Annotated in this window: 22 protein-coding genes; 14 read left to right on the top strand and 8 right to left on the bottom strand. The window is 38.5% G+C overall.

The genetic code is table 11. The features are described from left to right. The 11 genes from BGP15_RS24640 to BGP15_RS24590 form a co-directional block, all read left to right on the top strand. Positions 1-681, top strand: a 681-nt coding sequence (locus tag BGP15_RS24640) for a DUF932 domain-containing protein (RefSeq protein ID WP_286770948.1), incomplete at its 5' end; no start/stop codon positions are given. A gap of 488 nt (positions 682-1,169) precedes the next feature. Then, on the top strand, positions 1,170-1,574 hold the full coding sequence (locus BGP15_RS24635) for a hypothetical protein (RefSeq protein ID WP_286770947.1): 405 nt from the start codon (positions 1,170-1,172) through the stop codon (positions 1,572-1,574). 2 nt (positions 1,575-1,576) lie between these two features. Continuing rightward, the gene (locus BGP15_RS24630; protein ID WP_286770946.1) at positions 1,577-2,023 is read left to right on the top strand and encodes a hypothetical protein; all 447 of its coding nucleotides are present in this window, start codon (positions 1,577-1,579) and stop codon (positions 2,021-2,023) included. 5 nt (positions 2,024-2,028) lie between these two features. Then, on the top strand, positions 2,029-2,385 hold the full coding sequence (locus BGP15_RS24625) for a penicillin-binding protein (RefSeq protein ID WP_286770945.1): 357 nt from the start codon (positions 2,029-2,031) through the stop codon (positions 2,383-2,385). After that, positions 2,369-2,578 carry a hypothetical protein gene (locus tag BGP15_RS24620; protein WP_286770944.1) on the top strand — a complete coding sequence of 70 codons (210 nt, stop codon included), beginning with the start codon at positions 2,369-2,371 and terminating at the stop codon, positions 2,576-2,578. Before BGP15_RS24625 ends, BGP15_RS24620 begins: the two co-directional genes overlap by 17 nt. 3 nt (positions 2,579-2,581) lie before the next feature. Continuing rightward, a complete protein-coding gene (locus BGP15_RS24615; protein WP_286770943.1) occupies positions 2,582-2,950 on the top strand; it encodes a hypothetical protein in 369 nt (122 codons plus the stop codon). Beyond that, positions 2,937-3,491, top strand: a complete 555-nt coding sequence (locus tag BGP15_RS24610; RefSeq protein ID WP_286770942.1) for a PRTRC system protein E — start codon at positions 2,937-2,939, stop codon at positions 3,489-3,491. The genes BGP15_RS24615 and BGP15_RS24610 overlap by 14 nt, the downstream gene beginning before the upstream one ends. Before the next feature lie 11 nt (positions 3,492-3,502). Then, positions 3,503-3,721 carry a PRTRC system protein C gene (locus BGP15_RS24605; protein ID WP_286770941.1) on the top strand — a complete coding sequence of 73 codons (219 nt, stop codon included), beginning with the start codon at positions 3,503-3,505 and terminating at the stop codon, positions 3,719-3,721. A 16-nt stretch (positions 3,722-3,737) separates the two neighbouring features. Continuing rightward, a complete protein-coding gene (locus BGP15_RS24600; RefSeq protein WP_286770940.1) occupies positions 3,738-4,895 on the top strand; it encodes a hypothetical protein in 1,158 nt (385 codons plus the stop codon). A gap of 11 nt (positions 4,896-4,906) precedes the next feature. Further along, on the top strand, positions 4,907-5,614 hold the full coding sequence (locus tag BGP15_RS24595; RefSeq protein ID WP_286770939.1) for a PRTRC system protein B: 708 nt from the start codon (positions 4,907-4,909) through the stop codon (positions 5,612-5,614). Then, positions 5,611-6,423, top strand: a complete 813-nt coding sequence (locus BGP15_RS24590; RefSeq protein ID WP_286770938.1) for a PRTRC system ThiF family protein — start codon at positions 5,611-5,613, stop codon at positions 6,421-6,423. Before BGP15_RS24595 ends, BGP15_RS24590 begins: the two co-directional genes overlap by 4 nt. A gap of 205 nt (positions 6,424-6,628) precedes the next feature. Here the strand turns inward: BGP15_RS24590 and BGP15_RS24585 are convergent, their stop codons facing one another. The 7 genes from BGP15_RS24585 to BGP15_RS24555 all read right to left on the bottom strand — a co-directional run bounded on the left by BGP15_RS24585 (position 6,629) and on the right by BGP15_RS24555 (position 14,264). Next, on the bottom strand, positions 6,629-7,402 hold the full coding sequence (locus tag BGP15_RS24585; protein ID WP_286770937.1) for a hypothetical protein: 774 nt from the start codon (positions 7,400-7,402) through the stop codon (positions 6,629-6,631). A 3-nt stretch (positions 7,403-7,405) separates the two neighbouring features. Next, positions 7,406-8,095, bottom strand: coding sequence for a tetratricopeptide repeat protein (locus tag BGP15_RS24580; RefSeq protein WP_286770936.1), 690 nt, complete (start codon positions 8,093-8,095; stop codon positions 7,406-7,408). Positions 8,096-8,158: 63 nt separating this feature from the next. After that, complete coding sequence (locus BGP15_RS24575) at positions 8,159-8,947, bottom strand: tetratricopeptide repeat protein (RefSeq protein ID WP_286770935.1); 789 nt, start codon at positions 8,945-8,947, stop codon at positions 8,159-8,161. A 22-nt stretch (positions 8,948-8,969) separates the two neighbouring features. Next, positions 8,970-9,611, bottom strand: a complete 642-nt coding sequence (locus BGP15_RS24570) for a hypothetical protein (RefSeq protein ID WP_286770934.1) — start codon at positions 9,609-9,611, stop codon at positions 8,970-8,972. Between the two features lie 5 nt (positions 9,612-9,616). Further along, on the bottom strand, positions 9,617-9,949 hold the full coding sequence (locus BGP15_RS24565; protein ID WP_286770933.1) for a DUF4280 domain-containing protein: 333 nt from the start codon (positions 9,947-9,949) through the stop codon (positions 9,617-9,619). An 11-nt stretch (positions 9,950-9,960) separates the two neighbouring features. After that, complete coding sequence (locus tag BGP15_RS24560) at positions 9,961-12,060, bottom strand: type VI secretion system Vgr family protein (RefSeq protein ID WP_286770932.1); 2,100 nt, start codon at positions 12,058-12,060, stop codon at positions 9,961-9,963. A gap of 476 nt (positions 12,061-12,536) precedes the next feature. Continuing rightward, positions 12,537-14,264 carry a helix-turn-helix domain-containing protein gene (locus tag BGP15_RS24555; protein WP_286770931.1) on the bottom strand — a complete coding sequence of 576 codons (1,728 nt, stop codon included), beginning with the start codon at positions 14,262-14,264 and terminating at the stop codon, positions 12,537-12,539. Positions 14,265-14,648: 384 nt separating this feature from the next. Between BGP15_RS24555 and BGP15_RS24550 the strand changes: the two genes are divergently transcribed. The 3 genes from BGP15_RS24550 to BGP15_RS24540 all read left to right on the top strand — a co-directional run bounded on the left by BGP15_RS24550 (position 14,649) and on the right by BGP15_RS24540 (position 15,886). Next, complete coding sequence (locus tag BGP15_RS24550) at positions 14,649-14,897, top strand: hypothetical protein (protein WP_286770930.1); 249 nt, start codon at positions 14,649-14,651, stop codon at positions 14,895-14,897. A 175-nt stretch (positions 14,898-15,072) separates the two neighbouring features. Then, entirely contained in the window at positions 15,073-15,522 is a 450-nt protein-coding gene (locus BGP15_RS24545; protein WP_286770929.1) for a MauE/DoxX family redox-associated membrane protein, read from the top strand. A 97-nt stretch (positions 15,523-15,619) separates the two neighbouring features. After that, the gene (locus tag BGP15_RS24540; protein WP_286770928.1) at positions 15,620-15,886 is read left to right on the top strand and encodes a hypothetical protein; all 267 of its coding nucleotides are present in this window, start codon (positions 15,620-15,622) and stop codon (positions 15,884-15,886) included. A gap of 99 nt (positions 15,887-15,985) precedes the next feature. Here the strand turns inward: BGP15_RS24540 and BGP15_RS24535 are convergent, their stop codons facing one another. Continuing rightward, positions 15,986-17,431, bottom strand: coding sequence for a TlpA family protein disulfide reductase (locus BGP15_RS24535; protein WP_286770927.1), 1,446 nt, complete (start codon positions 17,429-17,431; stop codon positions 15,986-15,988). Positions 17,432-17,437 lie beyond the last annotated feature (6 nt).

The following is a 17,437-nucleotide window of genomic DNA, read 5'->3' as shown; positions in this document are numbered from 1 at the left end:
GGAGACATGTACGTACGGTTTGGGGGCAGACACAGGGAAACCAGCTATGGAAACATAGATATTGGCGTCAGGTGTCGAGCCTACTTCCTAACGACCTCCCATGACGGAAGCGGAAGCATAACGGCTGCCTTCACTCCTATTCGTATCGTATGCCAAAACACCCTCAACGCATCACTCCGAAATATGAGCAACGTTGTACGCATCAAACATACCGCAGGGGCTAAACAGCGATTAAACGATGCACATAAAGTGATGGGCTTAGCCAGCACCATGACCACGCAGATGGATGGCATTCTCAACAAATGGGCTACAATTAAAGTAAAGGATAGTGAAGTCAGGAAGCTTATACAGCTTGCACTTTGCCCGAACAAAGAATCCTACAACCTGCTCAAAAAAGGTGCAGAAGACGAACTTTCTACGATGTTCAAAAATACCGTAGATGATGCCTTTGCCTACGCCATGATGAATGATACACAACTTTTAGAAACTACTAAAGGAACCCTTTTCGGTGCGTATAACGCAGTCACTGGCTACTTTCAGAATGTCCGCAATTATAAGGACAACGAAGCCAAATTGCAGAGCATTGTACTCGGTGGAACTGCCCAATTGAAATCGCAAAAGGCATTTGAGTTGTGTACAACATTTGAGAAGATAGGCGCAGACGTATTCCAATTGAATTAATCAAAATCCAAACGGTGGCAGGATTCTAAGAAACTGCCACCTACTTAAAGCTTTACAAAATGAAATCCTTACAAGAAATGACCAACACGGAAAGAGCGTTTGCAGTCGCTGGGCTTTTCCCCAATGAAATCTGAACACTGACCGACTTTATAAAAACCGAAATAGCACACCTGCGCGAGAAAGAACAGAATATTAGAAAGGCATGGCCACCAAACTGCATTACAAGTGCCGATTACTGGTATATGCTTGTCCACAATGCGGAACAGACAATCGAAAAATTCGGCATTCTATTGTACCGCAATCCGAGAATTTTCGCAGACCAATTCTTCTTTCAGGACAATAGCGTTTTCGGTATCCATTGCCTGATAAGGTTCGCAGGATCTGTAAGCACTCGCCCGATGTTAAGACTTGCAATAGAACTCTATTTCGGAGATGATAAGGTGGTGACCATTGACTTTAAAAAGAACCAACCCTAAAATTAGAAAAATATGAAAACCTTATATCACATGAATAACCTTGACAGAGCCTATCTGCTCGCAAGATTATTCCCCGAGGAACTCAAAGAACTGACTGACTTTATCAAAAAGCAGGCAGAACTATGGCGGAAGCACAGACCGGAGATTGAAAAAAAGTGGATTGAAAAAAACATCGATGTAAGCGTGTGGTATGACTACATAGCCAACTTTGAGCGCAGATATCTTAAAAATGGTACAAGACTGTACAGAAATAAAAAAACGTTCAGAGATCAGCTTTTTGACGGTTACGATGCCCTTTTCTCCATGCACGCAACGATAAACTATACCCAGCAGAAAGAATGTAGCCAAGAACTTAAATACGCCATTTTTATGCTATTCGGAAGTAGAAAAATTGTAGATATCAACATAAATCCTTAGCGATGAAAAAATCAGGTAAAATGACTGACATTATGCTCTTAAAGGCATTCAGCGAGGTCGGTCGCAAAAATCATGAAGTAGCTATCATCCCCCTTTTGGGGGACTGGCTACAACAGTCGCTCGACACCACAGACCTGCTCGAAATGCTGAACGTGGAATCGCTTTTGGGTCATATTGCTCGAAAAGATCACGGCATTTCTTTCCTCCTATGCAGGACTGCAAAAGTTCCCTTTTATGAGCAGTGGCTCGGTGACAGTGAACTGGCTTTTTTGGAAGCCACTGAAGAAGAAATAGAACATCTATACCGACACTTTGACTGCATCAAAAGCGACAGCCTTATTGTGCATCCCAACGGCATGGCACATTATGAAGCATTTGAGGACGTCAAATTCAGAACGGCCCAATTTGACCTCAAACTTATACAGGAAATTTTAACATCAAAAAATTAGAACTCATGACACGATCAAACTTACATATCACAATATCTGACGGACAGCAGATTATCTGTGTTGCCGACAGTTCGAGTGCACCCGAACAGGGCTACATCGTGGAGGAATTATTTACGCCTTTACTGAACCTCAATAACGGGATGGAGGAAATTGAGTTGCTCAAAAAACACTGTACTATGGACGAAAGACGAGCTAACGCAGACTACCGCTATTATATCAATTTGATAACGAAAGACGTCACCATGTTTGAGGAGCATTTTAGTTACAGTACGGAGAAGTTCAGAAAAGGCAAAGAAATAACGCAACGCTATACAAGCTATGTAGAAAACTTAAATAAGCAAAATCATGAAAAAGACGACTGAAACAGAAATACAAGCCCTACATACCATTGCTGAAATGGTAATAAAGTTCGGACAACTTCATGTTCTAAATATCAAGGAAGAAGACTGGAAACTGCTGAACAACGCAAGGCAATGCCTTGAGAAAGTAATCGATGACAATGGTTACCGCATGAACTACGATAAAAATTTAAAAAATCACCTTATAAAACTTTAAGAAATGGACATACTGGCAAAATATAAGTTCGCAGACTATCTCTATAACAGGTTTGTAGAAAATTATAAAAATCAGAACATCGTGGAAGCTTTCATTTTCTTGGATATTCTTTCACGTTACCAAATGTTCGCAATGGAAGTTCGCAAAATGTCCGACCAAAGGAGGCACATTAAAGAACTGTACAGGGATATTAACAAGGCGCTGAAAAACGGAACCGCTCATAAACTTTTTCTCACAGGTGAGGAAGGTACGGCAGAATTCAACAGAGAAATGAAAGCCTATGGCGATTCCCTACGGGAGCAGGGCTTTTCAGAATCTTATATTACACAATGCGTAAGCGATAAAGCAATGAACTACTATGGAAACAGCTAATTTTTTCAGACAGATTTCGCAGATGGACATAAACAGCAAAATTACGCTATCCATTACAAAGGCGACAGAAAACAGGATACTCGTATCTATCTTGATTGAGAACGACAGTTGCGCAGACAAGGCGAAGAATATCATTCCCCCTTTTAATCTGAAAGGAAGTCCCGAAGAACTTGACAACGGATTTTTTGAGCATATCAAAAAACCCCTGAAAACGGCTGACGGACTGATTTCAAATATGCAGAACTTTCTTAAAGGCGTGGAATCGGCACAGGCAAACTCCGCAATGGAAAAACAAAAGACGGATAAGGAAAAAGCAAAGGGTAAAAAATACAGCGAAGCCCTGATAAAAGCCGATACGCTTGCAAAAGCAGGTAAATACAAAGAGGCTTGGTCTGCACTTCCGAAAGTCGGAGACTATCCTGAGCATAAAGAAGATATCAGAAAGAAACAGGATGAGTACGAAAAACAATTTGTACCCGACCTCTGGTCAGCTTCGGAGCAGAAGTCAGAAACGGTCGATCAGCAGGAAATTAACCCCTAAAAAGTAATATTATGTTAGTAGCAACAGAACTTCAAAGAGTGTTTATCCTCAAAGAAAAAGAACAGGAAATCAGGCTCGATGATCCCGAACCAAAGTGGAACCTGCAGGCGGTTCTGAATTTCTATTCAAACAACTACCCTGCTCTGACCACTGCGAAAATTTCACGTCCGACAATCGTTGACGATGTTGTAGAATATCGCTTCGAGACGTTAATCGGAACAAAAGGTTAACCAAAATTTTAAACCCATGAACCATGCAGAAAAAATATCCGCAAACGGTAAAACTGCCCACCGCAGTAAGCCAGTCACAACTTCACCGCCAGTTGGGCGAGTTCGCAAATTGGATGAAACGCCCCAAAGATGCGGGAGAACTGCGCAAGGACAGACGGCAGTCCGTTCCACCTACGATGTTACCAATGCCTTTTTAGCAATGCAGTTTTATCCAAGATTGCATGAACCTGAAATTGGAGAAGATTACAATGCAATAAAATTGGAGAGGGAATTTTTTAAATCCCTCTCCAATATCTCCAAAAAACTCAATATTAATAAACTGGATTGTACCGATGTGCCTTACCCTTATAATATTTCAGCATCATTGGCGAACCTCAAAAAACAGCTCAAACTCAGCATGAACGACTGGCGGGAAATCAGATTGGTAAATGATGGACAGAGTACCTTTTTCGCACGGGAAGAAAATTATGACACGGGTTCCACGCTCTACTATATTCCAGTAATTCCGCTTTATACAGTCCTGCACAAAAAAGAGACTGCAAAAGCCAGTAAATTATTGGTAGCTGTCTATGCCTATATCTATCAAGTACTCGCCGTACCCTATTATAGAAATACTGACTGTTATCTGAACTCCATGTATGAAATGCTCGAAAATTCATACCATGAAGAGGAGGAAGAATACCAAGATGAGGAAAGTTTAGACGAGTTCAATGACGCTGAACTGATCGGAGATTATATCAAAGAGCTGATTACAGATAAAAAGCATCTCCTATCCTTTCAAAAACTTGTTGACAAGTTCGTTCCAAAAAATGATTTTGATAAAGATGTTCTTTTGATCGCAACATCATTTTATGAAATCTTTCATTCGTTTCCGAATGTACGTATAGACTGTAAATATTTTCCTTTACGGTATAGGGAAATACACGAAGAATACGACAATCCAATCGCACTGGACAACTATGTTTCATTCTGCGCATCCATTAAAGGTAACCTTTTTGAAACGCTCTGCGATTTCGTTAATAATGAATTACAGGAATATTCCGAAATAGATGAACCAGTACGCTTTTTACCCTTTGATAATCGAAAAATAGAAAATAACGATTTCGATTTTGAAACAAAAGTTTTCGATACGATTGACAACCTCATTAGACTTTGGCAGGAACATAACTTTTAAAATTTGAACTCATGGAAGATATAACAAACAGTTTTGAAACCTATTTTGAACCAACCTGCGCATTGGTTTTTTACCAAGGTAATAAAGCATATAATGATTCGTATGTCGAATATTTTGACATGGATAACGGTATCCCCATCAATCCGCATCCCTTATCGGTAAACGAAGGAATCAGATTGGCAACCGCATTGAAAGTCGATGAAAATAATCTACACATGTTGCATTCGGAAGGCGTACTTCCCAGTAACCTATTATCCTTTGATTCAAAATCGGCTACCCTTGTTTGGTATACAAAGGCGCAGTTTCGGGAACTATTTTTTAATAAACATCTTGGAATAAAGTCGGGAAAAGCGCATACCCCTCCAATGGTATGGGTCGCAGATAGGGAAATACTGAGGGTATTTGCACTTTCAACATCGAGGAAACCCACCCCTAATACTCCTCTTTATTATGCCCCATTTTTTAATGTTTATGAAAACTGCTCAGTTTGCATGGGTACAGTTGATATAGACACCACAGCAACAGGCTCAGTAAATGAACTGATGACCTTGTGGGAAAATTACTTTTTCAATAGTTACTTTTCGCATCTGATGCATGACCATAACCCTGTTAACGGTAATTGCGTCATGCTATGGGAAAATCTTGTAGGAACTGGAAAAGTTTTTCCAAATGACAGCCTTGTAAAAACGTCTCAAAAACTTAAAGACATCTTATTATGAAAACAGCGAAAACAAATATTCATTTTTTGGACAACTATCTGTTAAGTCCTACAAATCCAATTCGTGTAAACGTTATAGGTGCAGGCGGAACAGGCTCAAAGTTTATGACCGCACTCATGGAAATCAATCATAGCCTGTTGGAACTCGATCACCCAGGACTGGACGTACATTTGTGGGACGATGATATTATTACAGCTTCAAATATCGGAAGACAAAGATTCGCAGATTCGGAAAAAAATCTTTATAAATCACAGGCGATTATAAACCGCCTTAACCGTTGGGCAGGAACAAGCTGGAAAGCAGAGACAAGAAAATTTCAGCGTGATGAAGATGCAAAAATACCGACTGGTGCAGGAGCATCTATTTATGTGTCCTGTACAGACACAGTTGCATCAAGAATAGAAATTTCCGAAATACTTAATAACCTTAATAATGATTATGGATTCCACAGGGATCAAGGAAGGTATTGGCTCGATCTGGGAAACACTAAATTTTCAGGACAGGGAATACTTTCTACAATTGGAAAAATACAGCAGCCGACCTCCAAAAAGTTTAAAACAGTTGATACACTACCGTCTATTATTGAGGAATTTGGCTCAGCAATGCAAAATTCGGAAACGGAAGATGATACACCCAGCTGTTCCCTTGCAGAATCACTTTCAAAACAGGATTTATTTATCAATAGTACAATTGCACATTTGGGAGCATCCCTTTTATGGAACCTGTTAAAAACCGGAATGACAAAAAATCGTGGTTTTTTCCTAGACTTAAAAAATTTCAAATCACAACCCATCGCAGTCGGCAGTTAAAAAACTGCCGGCGGCCAAAAGCCGTTGGCTTTTGGCGCGAAAATCGGCTGCAACAGCTGTCTACAACCCACCTTCTCCCGCTACGACAACCGTTGCGAGTTATTTATGGGATACACAGTATCCCAGTTGGCTTCGCAGCTATTTTTTAGTGAATATCTTAATTTTCAGAATTAAGTATCGCTCCGAAAATTTTCAGTTTCTAAAGTTATAAAAATGCAATCTTTGACTGGATGGATTCATTGATCTGTTCCTTTTCGCTGTAAATTTTTAATTTTAGGTCTGAGTACCTTAAATATCCTGTATGCATGTCATAAACTGACCTGACCTCAGATTCTATCGAAAAATCCTTTGAATAGTGGTAAGGTTTTGACTGTTGCTGAAACTGTTTGTCAGCAATTAATTTAGTCAGGTTTTCCTCATCTAGCGATATAACGCCTTTCATGGTCATCTCCAGATCATTGATCTCTTCAATAACATATTCAATTTTTAATGGAAGCCCCAATGGTGTGTGAACCCATGACATACCATCCACAACACTCCCCGCTTCAAGATCCCTTCCATAAACATCAACAAAAAAAGGTAAATGAGAACTATTTGACATCAGGTCGTATTCCATGCCCATTTCTATTTTGAAATAGAGCCTTTCATAAAGGAACAAAAATGTATTATTCTTTCCGCTCCGATTTTTTTCCTTATATTTATTCCATTGAACTTTTAAGTTTTTTTTATTGCTGATCTGAAACAAATTTTTAGACCTGTCGAGCTCAAATTGTACAGGTGAGAATATAAGAATGTTTGCCCTCTCATCTAACGAATCCTTATTTGCAAAACTCAATTGCAATCTTTCCCCCTCATCTATACGAAGAGAAAAGCTATTTGTAGATTTTAAATCGGAAAGCCTGTTATTTTTGTAAACGCAGGTTTTAAAGTATTCAGAGCGGTATAGTTCCGGCGAACTCGCTTTAATATTTACAATCATCAATTATAGGTTATCTAATAGATCCCGATATGCATCGGCCAGCTCATCTTTATCTGCTTCTTCGCACAATAAAATAATTTTATTGTACACCGTATCGATATTTTTAGAGCTTGGATTTCTCCGTATCCAATTTTCAAGCAAATCAATTGCATTTTCAAAATTTCCTTGCTGTTCAAAACTTACCGCTTTTTGTAGGACCAACATGAGATCGTCAGGATTCAAAGAAACACCCTGATCCAGTAATTCTTCGTATCTTACTCTATACCCTGCCATAAGGCTGAGCGCCATCGCGCATTTGATAATAGCCCCGTTGCCGGGGTATTTTTCAAGAGAAATATTTATGAAATTTTTGACATCTTCATGGTGTTCGGCATACCAGTCGGGGTTTCCTTCGATCATGACAATATACACTTCAGATTTCTTAATATAAAATAATACCCTATCCTCTTCTGGTAATTGTGCAATCGCCCTATTGCAGCATGCCACAGCTTCTTCATAGGCAGGCCATAAAAGTTCAGCCACAACAAGCTCATCCCTGAGAAAGCCAATATAATTTAGGTAATAGTCCTTTTCCAGCGGGTACATTTCCATCAACATCCGATAAGTCTTAAGCCCCAAATGGATTTCCCCCTTATTGAAGTATTGTTGTGTAAGCCTTTCGATACGATTTATTTCTTGCAGGTCTTTTGCCATTACTTAACTTTAAAAATTTACCTCGACTGCCACCACAATAGTACGGCCAACAATTGTCCGTTGTTAATTTAATCCTAAATGTACCATCACGTCGGGGCGTTGTCTAAAAAGCATAATATCCTGCTCCGCTTCTGTCTCTAGTCTGCCAATAGCATTTTCGTCATATTTATATTCCGTTTTCAGTAGATTTCTATATTCTGCAGCTTTATCAGAGTTGTTCAGCTTATAATATAATTTAAAGAGAGTTTCATCTTCGTTTTTGTACATACCGGGATATGTAGGCACACCAGTTTCCTTATCCTTTGATTTTATCTCCTCAATTTGCTGGATTGCGCTTTCATACTGCTTTAAATAGACCAAAGCCCAGCTCTTATATAAAAGACAACCAAGATAAATAGAAGTTAAAGCCCTCGATTTTGCAGTTGAGGTATCTACGGGTATATAACTCGTCATATTGTCGCATACTTTCAGCACATCCTCGTAATTTTTAGTTCTCAGATATAGCTGTATCAGCTTTTCGCCAACTGTAATATATTGAGAATCCAAATTATAAGCTTTTTCATAATTTATCTGTGCTGACTGCAAATCCCCTTTTTTTTGGAAAATATCGCCCAGGAGTTCATAATTCTCCTTAAAATCAGAATCCAGCCCGATGGCCTCTTCAACATACCTCTTCGCAGGCTCCGTGCTCATACTTTCATAGTACGTAGAGGCCAACAAATAGCGGTATGTTACATTTTCAGGAAATTCGTTGTTTACCTGATGCAATAAAGCCAGCGACTCTGCAAATTCACCATTGTTACGATGTTTTTTTGCTTCGGAAAGCAGTTTCTTTACTTCTTTTTCGTTCATCTTTTATCTTTAATATCTAAATTTAATAATATCCTGTGTTTCCCGGAGGTAATTTTCCACGAATTGCAAAGTATGCAGCAATAAGGCCATTTTCAATAAACCTCGCATATGCGTAGCTTCTTCTAAAAGCATACCATTCATATGGACCAAAAATGCCACTTCTAAGATTTCGTAAAATCATCGACTCTTTTGGACTTGTCCATGAAAATGCCTCGTATCTCCTGAGCACCGATCCATATTTTGTAATACCGTATTTATAAATTTCACCTGCACCCATAAAAACTGAGTCAGGATCTGCAACACCTCTCTGATAGTCGCCATAATCTCCCGGAACATTCACATGAACATCATAGACGTTAAATGGCCCGGATTCAGATGGAACATCCTTATCGATAGGTACAGTTAAAGGAATAGGAATAGGAATTTCTATTGGTTTGGTCTCAGGGACAGGAATCGGTACATCAACAGGTGGTGCTGTATCATCCCAAACATCGTCTGCTGTATCATTGATCCAGCCCTGGACGAGTTCCACGACTTTGTAAACGATATAAGCAATCAAGATAATTGCAGCAATAATAGCGATGATGATGATCGCCATCACAACTACCTCTATTATTGCGGCTACAAGTGCGGCTAATCCCGCTCCCAATGCTAATGCTGGCATATTTGTTACATTTGTCCTGAGTTGATACTTGTTATTATCCCACCTAGTGGGCAGATACATTTTGATGCTTCGAAAAGTGCCTTTGTATCTTTGATCGTTATTTTGGGAACCGTATTGATCCAGTTCAGTTTCTGCCCCTGAAGATTAAGGTTCAAACGACAGATTCCGGCAACACTACATAATGTAAAATGCGTAATGTTGATACCCGCAATGTTATCTTTGTCCGTAGCAAATAATCCGTCCCTGTTTTTGATCTTTTCGTTGCTCGTTACATTTAAAAGCGAAGGAATCAACCCCTTATCACATTTTAATATTGCGTTATTCTTAAGATATTGCATGGCTTCACTTTTTATTTCATTTTAACCTCGTTTCCACCCGTAACGATGACATTCTGGTCGCTGTTGATCTTAAAATTGGCTCCTTTGGCAGTTTGGTTCACTCGTTTTGCATTAACCTCAAAATTATTATCCGCTTTTTGTTCCAAGTTTTTACCATTCAGTTTTATTAAGCCTTTCTTATCGATAGAAAGAAGATTTTCGCCGACTTTTAAAGTAATTGAAGTTTTTGCATCAATAACCACATTCCCGGCAGAATCCATTTTGAGGAACGATTGTGGCGATTCCCCTTTCTTGCCACCGACATTGATCGTGGTTGAGCTACCTGCATTAATCGTATTGTTACTACCAGTATTGGTGGTATGGTCGGTATTTGCATTGACTACCGCATTTCCCGAACCGTCAAAGAAAATATTTGCTCCTCCCTGGTCTTTCAGGTTCATTGAACCTGCTCCATTGTCATACCTAAGTTCCGCACCACTCCTACCACTAAAACTCATCACATTGTTCGCTTCACCGCCACCCGCTCCGCTAGCTCCATGAAACATTCCGCCCATTACAAATGGTCTGTCGGGATGGCTATGTACAAAGTTCAAGATCACCTGGTCACCAACCTCCGGAACAGACATGAAGCCACGGTTTTTATTAACCTTTTCACTGCTTCCGGCATCAGGCGACATGACACGGATAAACTCCGTGCTGTCCTGTCCATGTTGCCAGTCAAACTGCACTTTTACACGTCCCTGACCCAATGGGTCATTATTTGCGATTACCTTTCCTAGCTGGGGTTCAGCCTTGGGAATTTCAAATTCCGGCCGGGGGATAAATCCACTATCTGCCGCTATTGCTTCAAAACTTCCATAATAATGACCCCTTGCATCTACCTGGTGCATGACTTCAATCATCATCAACCTAGTGAAATATGAAGTTTGGTTGCTATCAGTTTTTCGCATTTCCAAATCAACGACACAGCCAGGGTAAAGAAAAGGTACCGTGGAGACTCCGCTCGTTATAAATACCTCAGAAGCTTTGCTACCAGCCGTTCCTTTCTGTGATGCTTCAACGTCCAAAAAGGAATTTGCCTTGATAGGTGCAACACGCAGGGATGGCGTTTTAAAAATGTTAGCTGAAATATCATATGCTCTCTGTGCAATATCAGAGACATGTTTTATAGGAGGATTACCGCCAGTTAATTTCTCATTCTTGCGGCTATTATATCCGTAAAAGGAAGGCTTGACATGCTGCGCTCTCATCCTGATGCGCACATCGCTCAAATTCCTTCCATAAATTAACTTTACCACATTTTCTGCTGGCGGAAGCTTTCCAAAATGCAGAACCTCACCGTCATAGAAAAACTGCTCTCCATAGGCTTCGGCAATACGCGCCAAATAATTGTAATGGGTTTCCTCATATTGACAACCATACGAAACATTTCCAAAAGTAGAATCAACCCTGAAATCAAATTTACTTCTGTCAAGCCCCTCACTCATAACCTTTGACGCAATACTGTTGAGGCTGATTTCCTGTCCACCACCAAAACTCTGGGTATGTGGGGCAGCATCTAAAAGTACGGTGGGACTCTCTCCAATTAAGACAATATTACCTAAACTTCCCTGCTCCTGACTGAACCCGACCTCGGTGATAACGCCTATAAAATTGCGTTCTGGCCCTTCTTCAACATCCTTATATCGAAAAACAATCGTGATCCGTTTTCCCAATAGTGCTTGCGCATCTTCAAGGTTATGGTTTTCGGCCTCTCCGAAGGTATCATGAGCCAGCGTCAGTTCAAAAGTGTGATGCCTGGTTGCACTCTGGCTGAGCTTGAAATGTTTAAAAAACCTGATCTCCTTCCCTTCGACAAAAATTTCAAGTTTCACCAATCTATTTATTCCCGAAACTTCATTTTCTGAAATTGCCTGTGCATTATAAATCTTGGAAGTAGGTTGGCCATCCCATAATTTAGATTTTGTAACTGCCTTTTCGTTATCTGCCATAGGCTTGTTAAACAAAGTCTTATTTCCATTGCTAGTCAGCGGGCTATCTTCATGAGGAATGTCCGCTCCTTCCCTGTTATTCTGTGCAGAATCTATATGATCCATTTCATTTTGAAACATACATATCTATTTTTTCATTTATGTGATTACAATGATATTCTACCTGTATGCGGTGAGACTGTTTATTCAGGTATCCAGTCGTTATGGTCAAATCCCCTATTTGGGTCAAAGGAATTTACAGACTGTACTGAGAAGAATTCTTTCTAATTTCAATACGATTGAAACTTTTTTCTAAGTGCAGGGTTGCACGCTTTTGATAGGTAAATCAATATTCTTTTTCATAAATTAATGTGATTTTGGTTTTGCAATATAGCATATTGAAAAATCACGGCAAAATGATTTACCTACTTTTTTGTTAAGTGTCGTAATTCTACTATCTCGCTATTATCCAATAATTTTTATTAAAATATTGGAGTTAATCTGACGAAATAATTACCAGTAAAGGTCTATGTTGAAATTTCACTTTACACCTTTTTTATCTTTTCAGCTTGTTCATAGGAGCTAATTACGGAAAACCATAAGGAGATATGAAAAATTTATTCTTTTATAACGACTGCTGAGTTTCGTTCTCTTTTTCGCTTCTTTACAAACTCTGTAAAATTAACTCCATTGAGCTGTGTAAAAACTTTTGAAAAATTGCTGCGGGAAGAGAATCCGCACTCTTTGGCGACGGTTTCACTGTTATACTTCAAATACTCGTCGTCAGTATTGAGTTTATCGGTGATATAGGAAATACGTAGCTCACACAGATACATGTGAAAGTTAGCACCCCTATGTTCCTGAATGATTTCAGAAAGATATCTTTGATTCACACCAAATTTTTTAGCTAGTGATCTAATTTTGACAGTCTTATCAAGAAATGCATTGCTTGACTCAAACTCTTCCAATTTTTGCAGGACGTTCGAAACAATTCCACTGCTGATACCACTACTTTTATACGTCCGGACCCGAAACTCTCGTTCGCCCGAAATATTTAATGTACCACCCGCAAGATTAATTCCTAGAATTTTATTCTGTCCCAACACCCTTTTTCTGGATTTAGTCCGCAACATAATATAGAAAGTGCCTACAATAATTATAAAGACACCCACCAGCGATGCTCCTATCTTCATCGAGGAGCTCCGCTGCAACGTATGCTGTTTCTGCAGTAATTTATCAGCATCATATTCACGGTGGATTTTTGCAGATAAATAGACAAAGTCTTTCTCCAATACGGAATCCACCTTGATGAGCTGACCAGTATAATAGAGTGTCTTGGCAGAAATATTACTATTTCCATAATGATTTATCAGATCTTCATATATATACCGGACTTCTGGCAGAACAAAATTATGCTTGATAAAAATTGAATCTATTTTTTCAAAATACCTGATGGCTTCGTCGGTTTTACCCTGTTTCCAATTAGCCCTGCCCAGGTAAGAATAAGATACCGTTAACCATGCAAAATCATCTATATTGCTGATTGCAGGTATTGATCTTTGCAATGCTTGGATTGCACCGCCGAAATCATTTCCTCTAAATTTACGGATACCTTCTTCTTTCAGAAAGTAGCTATACTCCTGTCTATAATCAGGATTTTTCCATGTTCTGGACAGGCCAAGGGCGATAAGAGAGTCCGCTTTTTGGTAGTGCCCAAGCTTGCGGTAACAGACTGACATCTGGTGAATGGTGTTTAGATATCCTCTTTGATTTCCGAACATTAAGTTGGGATGTAAGTTCTTCTGGATTTCAGTCTCGAAAAAATCCCTGGCTTCTTCAAAATCATTAAGTGCTTCATCATAATAACCTATATAGCTTTTGACAACCCCAATATGGTAATTTATCTTATTTCTGTAATATGGGTCTTTATTGTTTTTGTTCTTTTCAAACGCCTTTAAATACTCATTGAGTGCAAGCTTATATTTTTTGAGGTTAAAATAATAGACCACCCCCTTGCTCAGATAGGCACTGCTCAGCAGACTGTCGTTCTTCTTCAGCTTGGCGACGTAGATAGCACTGTCAGCATACATTAATTTGATCTGCGGATCACGGGAATAATAACGGGCATCCTTGTAACCTAAGAACAGCTGCATAAGGTTATGTTCCCCTTTTGCCTTCCTGATTAGTTTATCGACAAGCGGTAGTGCTGCGGAATCATTTTCTGCAAGGTTCTCATATTGCCTCTGTATGAGATAAAAATCGCTCAGCTTGTATTGCTGCGCAAACAGAATTTCGCACAGAAAAAGTAATATGATTGCTAAAAGTCGAATTTTTGGAATGTTCATGGCTAAGGATTACCATAAAATTAAGAAAATTTCCCTAATACCACATCATCGGAACGCTAATAAGGGCAAAATACTATTTTACAAATAAACAAATTGTATTTCAACATATTATGAAATAAGGTACCAGAGTCTCAACGTGTGCATTCCATTTCCAAGACAGTGGAGACATATTCGGACAGTTCAAAAAAGCCCTCTTCTTAAATTTTTTTTACAAATATATAAGGTTACTTTTTTTCAATTATTTACAGCAAGCAAAGACGTCCCTATTTGCGTGTGGATGCCATTTTTGACACCACAAGTCTTTTTAATCTATCGTCAAGACTGATAATTTGGCCCCCAGAATTCAACAGCATCTCGGCCGAGATAATCCTAAAAATTTTTAAAATGAAAAAAACAACGGTTATCTCAATATCGGTAATCCTTTTCACCCTTTGCACACTGCAATCATGCAGACAGGACGAAATGGATCTAAGACCAGAAAGTAATAGTCTGGCGGAAAAAGAAAGTCAGCAGAAGCTTTATCTGCAAACAGAAAAAGACACCATGCAAACCACGTCAAATTTATATTTCGACGAAAATGGAAACGAGATAAAGGACCCACCTCCAAAAGACAAGGATCAATGGAAATATTAAAGTGTGGAAATTTATAATACAGTGTGCATTCCAATACTGATACAACAAGTGCTTGCATTTCATTGAAAAGGCACTCTAAATTTGATGAAATAGAAATTTTGAAAAGAATTTTTTAAATCATCATAAATGCACTGGTCAATCATGGCATTTATAACAACAACCAAATAACCATATCATGAGAATTAAGAACATCATTTCAGAACTGATCATATTTATCCTCATTCTTATATGGGCGTACACATTCGCCAGTAAAATCTTTGATTTCGACACATTTAACAGGCAGATTAAAGGTGCTTACCTGTTATCTGCAGGAGGAGCTGTCCTACCATTTGTTTTACAGGCCATACACCTGGTCATTGTTATTATGCTGCTAAACAAGAATTGGAGAAGATTGGGTTTATTAACTTCCCTTTCTGTCTTGACCATCTATACTGCTTACCTGATTTACATTTTAAAATTTGCTCCGAGCATCCCATGCTCATGTATTGCAGTATTCAGAGGAATGAACTGGAACGACCAGCTGTATTTCAATTTTATTGCGCTTTCAATTAACATTATTGGTCTGATCACTTTTTTTTCGCTAAGGCGAGCCCCACACAATAGTGTTCAGACCACTTATAACTAAACTAATAACCAGACAGGGGTAGCCGAAAACCTGAACCAAGAGTAGGCAAAAAACTAACCAAAGTTTAGCTTTTTGATTTATAAAAGCACCAAACATCATGAAATCACTAAGAATTACATTAGGAGTTGCAGCAATTGCAATCGGAAGTTTCGCAGCTTTCTCTTTTGCTCCGGCAAGTAGCAGTGCAAAAGTAGCTTTACAAGAATTTTATACAAATCCTGACGGATCAATGGGAAGCCCTGTGGTAGGTTCGAGCGACTGCCAAGGTCCAAATCAGAGAATTTGCTCGCAAGAATATGATACTTCAACAAATCAACCAACGAACAACCCTGACAAAATTCACAGAGGAGTTCGTCCGAATTAAATTACAGCAGGTGATATAATGTCGAATATTCAGACATTTTAAAGACACCTTTTAAATGATGAGGCAATCAAACACATAAGGTTTGATTGCCTTTTTTTACTAGAGAGATTCGACTAAATTTACAAATGCCTCCTTATTCATACGCGGATCAGGGGGTGCGACGCCAATATTTCCGTTCTTATCAACAATAATAAGCCTTGGATAGCCGTAAATATTTAGATATTTGATCATCGGGTGTTTATCAGTCTTCTCTGCAGTATACAATTGTAAAGATCTGCTGCTTGAATACTTACCGATTCCGTCTAACCATAATTGTTTTTTATCAATTCCGACTGATATAAAGACAATATTTTTATCTTTCAGTTCTTTTTCAATTCCTTCTAATACTGGAACCATTAACTTACAACCGGCACATCCATTATACCAGAAATCAAATACCACAACCTTTCCTTTAAAATCAGACAGTGAATGAATTTTTCCTGTAGAGTCTGGTAATGAAAAATCGAAAAAAGGAGTTCCAACGGCAAATTTTTTCTGTGCTTCCTCGTATGTTTTGACAACACTTGCGAAATTGGGATTATTAAAATCAGCATGATTAAGATAATAATCATAAAGTGAAATTACGTTTGAATCTAAGCTTCTGAGAATTGTGCTGATTAAAAAATCTGATAATAGATAATCTCGTATTTCCGGATTTTTTTTCAACCTTTTGTAAAGAAGTTCTGCATATTGCTGTGGATGTTTTTTTGGGTATTCTTCGCCTCCTACAATAATAGGTTTTTTAAATTCTGATAAAATTAAGAAGGACGGTACACTGCCAGATCCAAAATATTTAATTATTCCTTTCTTGTAAAAAACATCAATTCTTTTTTTCTTGACAATATATTCATTAAATAATAGTGGTAATGAATCACTTTCCGTTCTCTTACAACTGCGGAATAATGATACGAAAAGATCCCCATAAAGTTGCGCTTTGATTAAATCCTTGATTTGCATAGGAACGCCCATATTTTCATTATAAACAGAATCAATAACATTCAATTTCCGATCTGTGGTTTTAAACATGTATGTCAAACTCTGCTTATTATAGGGTAGATCACTAGCAAATATTTCAAAATATTTGGATACCATACTCTTTGCCATATTCACTTTCTCGCTACCTTTTCCTCGTACATTGATTTTTGCAAATCCAAAACCATACCTCCCCGCTTCTTTTAAAGGAGGTAAGTCAAAAATTAGTTCATCAGCCGGTTCAATTAAAATTTCATATGGTCCAGGATATGCGACGAATTTGTCATTAATAATTAAGTTAACCAAACTTGTATTTTCGATATCAAAAGAAAATTGACAAGTGCCTGCTTTTATTTCCAGCGTGTCGCTATAATAACCTTTATTGATTCCCTGAAGGGGATCCTGTAAAAAGAGTTTAGCTTGAAGTCTAGTAGTATCTTGCTGTGGAATATTAATGGTTATTTTTGTTTTTCTTTGGGAAAAGGAAAAAGAGAAAATAAACAATGACACAAAGATTAGTGCTATATTTTTCATTAGTTT

This window comes from Sphingobacterium sp. 40-24, assembly GCF_001899705.1.
Taxonomy (GTDB): Bacteria; Bacteroidota; Bacteroidia; order Sphingobacteriales; family Sphingobacteriaceae; genus Sphingobacterium; species Sphingobacterium multivorum.
Note: the sequence above shows the minus strand (reverse complement) of the source record. Positions and strands in the feature narration are given on the sequence as shown.